1 rRNA gene is annotated in these 3,113 nt (G+C 52.3%); it reads left to right on the forward strand.

Annotated features, from left to right (window positions below):
• Positions 1-59 precede the first annotated feature (59 nt).
• Positions 60-2,991: ribosomal RNA gene (locus tag BIV59_RS14865) — 23S ribosomal RNA — on the forward strand.
• Positions 2,992-3,113 lie beyond the last annotated feature (122 nt).

The following is a 3,113-nucleotide window of genomic DNA, read 5'->3' on the forward strand; positions in this document are numbered from 1 at the left end:
GATAATAGATAGAAGGCAAATTTTTGCGTCAATCTTTTCAAAAACATACCATGTTTTATGGTTAAGTTAGAAAGGGCGCACGGTGGATGCCTTGGCACTAGGAGCCGATGAAGGACGGGACTAACACCGATATGCTTCGGGGAGCTGTAAGTAAGCTTTGATCCGGAGATTTCCGAATGGGGAAACCCACTGTTCGTAATGGAACAGTATCTGTACCTGAATACATAGGGTACTGAAGGCAGACCCGGGGAACTGAAACATCTAAGTACCCGGAGGAAGAGAAAGCAAACGCGATTTCCTGAGTAGCGGCGAGCGAAACGGAATTAGCCCAAACCAAGAGGCTTGCCTCTTGGGGTTGTAGGACACTCAACATGGAGTTACAAAGGAACGGGGTAAATGAAGAGGCTTGGAAAAGCCCGTCAGAGAAGGTAATAACCCTGTAGTTGAAACTTCGTTCCCTCCTGAGTGGATCCTGAGTACGGCGGGACACGAGAAATCCCGTCGGAAGCAGGGAGGACCATCTCCCAAGGCTAAATACTCCCTAGTGACCGATAGTGAACCAGTACCGTGAGGGAAAGGTGAAAAGCACCCCGGAAGGGGAGTGAAATAGATCCTGAAACCGTGTGCCTACAAGTAGTCAGAGCCCGTTAATGGGTAATGGCGTGCCTTTTGTAGAATGAACCGGCGAGTTACGATTTCATGCAAGGTTAAGTTGAGAAGACGGAGCCGCAGCGAAAGCGAGTCTGAATAGGGCGAATGAGTATGAGGTCGTAGACCCGAAACCAGGTGATCTACCCATGTCCAGGGTGAAGTTCAGGTAACACTGAATGGAGGCCCGAACCCACGCACGTTGAAAAGTGCGGGGATGAGGTGTGGGTAGCGGAGAAATTCCAATCGAACCTGGAGATAGCTGGTTCTCTCCGAAATAGCTTTAGGGCTAGCCTCATAATGAGAGTCTTGGAGGTAGAGCACTGATTGGACTAGGGGCCCTCATCGGGTTACCGAATTCAGTCAAACTCCGAATGCCAAAGACTTATTTATGGGAGTCAGACTGCGAGTGATAAGATCCGTAGTCAAAAGGGAAACAGCCCAGACCACCAGCTAAGGTCCCAAAGTATACGTTAAGTGGAAAAGGATGTGGAGTTGCTTAGACAACCAGGATGTTGGCTTAGAAGCAGCCACCATTTAAAGAGTGCGTAATAGCTCACTGGTCGAGTGACTCCGCGCCGAAAATGTACCGGGGCTAAACGTATCACCGAAGCTGTGGATTGACACCTCTGGTGTCAGTGGTAGGAGAGCGTTCTAAGGGCGTTGAAGCTAGACCGGAAGGACTGGTGGAGCGCTTAGAAGTGAGAATGCCGGTATGAGTAGCGAAAGAAGGGTGAGAATCCCTTCCACCGAATGCCTAAGGTTTCCTGAGGAAGGCTCGTCCGCTCAGGGTTAGTCAGGACCTAAGCTGAGGCCGAAAGGCGTAGGCGATGGACAACAGGTTGATATTCCTGTACCACCTATTCATCGTTTGAACGATGGGGGGACGCAGGAGGATAGGGTAAGCGCGCTGTTGGATATGCGCGTCCAAGCAGTTAGGCCGGAAACGAGGCAAATCCCGTTTCCATCAAGGCGGAGCTGTGATGGCGAGGGAAATATAGTACCGAAGTTCCTGATTCCACACTGCCAAGAAAAGCCTCTAGTGAGATGAAGGGTGCCTGTACCGCAAACCGACACAGGTAGGCGAGGAGAGAATCCTAAGGTGTTCGAGAGAACTCTCGTTAAGGAACTCGGCAAAATGACCCCGTAACTTCGGGAGAAGGGGTGCTTTTTAGGGTGAATAGCCCGGAAAAGCCGCAGTGAATAGGCCCAGGCGACTGTTTAGCAAAAACACAGGTCTCTGCGAAGCCGCAAGGCGAAGTATAGGGGCTGACACCTGCCCGGTGCTGGAAGGTTAAGGGGAGAGGTTAGCGTAAGCGAAGCTTTGAACCGAAGCCCCAGTAAACGGCGGCCGTAACTATAACGGTCCTAAGGTAGCGAAATTCCTTGTCGGGTAAGTTCCGACCCGCACGAAAGGTGTAACGATCTGGGCACTGTCTCAACGAGAGACTCGGTGAAATTATAGTACCTGTGAAGATGCAGGTTACCCGCGACAGGACGGAAAGACCCCGTGGAGCTTTACTGCAGCCTGATATTGAATTTTGGTACAGCTTGTACAGGATAGGTAGGAGCCTGAGAAGCCGGAGCGCCAGCTTCGGTGGAGGCGTCGGTGGGATACTACCCTGGCTGTATTGAAATTCTAACCCGCGCCCCTGATCGGGGCGGGAGACAGTGTCAGGTGGGCAGTTTGACTGGGGCGGTCGCCTCCTAAAGAGTAACGGAGGCGCCCAAAGGTTCCCTCAGAATGGTTGGAAATCATTCGCAGAGTGTAAAGGCACAAGGGAGCTTGACTGCGAGACCTACAAGTCGAGCAGGGACGAAAGTCGGGCTTAGTGATCCGGTGGTTCCGCATGGAAGGGCCATCGCTCAACGGATAAAAGCTACCCCGGGGATAACAGGCTTATCTCCCCCAAGAGTCCACATCGACGGGGAGGTTTGGCACCTCGATGTCGGCTCATCGCATCCTGGGGCTGTAGTCGGTCCCAAGGGTTGGGCTGTTCGCCCATTAAAGCGGTACGCGAGCTGGGTTCAGAACGTCGTGAGACAGTTCGGTCCCTATCCGTCGTGGGCGCAGGAAATTTGAGAGGAGCTGTCCTTAGTACGAGAGGACCGGGATGGACGCACCGCTGGTGTACCAGTTGTCTTGCCAAAGGCATAGCTGGGTAGCTACGTGCGGACGGGATAAGTGCTGAAAGCATCTAAGCATGAAGCCCCCCTCAAGATGAGATTTCCCATAGCGCAAGCTAGTAAGATCCCTGAAAGATGATCAGGTTGATAGGTCTGAGGTGGAAGCGTGGTGACACGTGCAGCTGACAGATACTAATCGATCGAGGACTTAACCAAAATGAAAAGCGGAGAAAGCCCGCTTAAACCGATAGGATGATGGAGCTTCTGGCGGAAGAGACGGACGTCTCAGACAGAAGAAGCGAAGCAGCCGTACGGTTTGGCTTTCGCAGCTAGACAAA

The sequence above is a fragment of the Bacillus sp. MUM 13 genome (assembly GCF_001866725.1).
In the GTDB taxonomy this organism is placed as follows: Bacteria; Bacillota; Bacilli; order Bacillales; family DSM-1321; genus Peribacillus.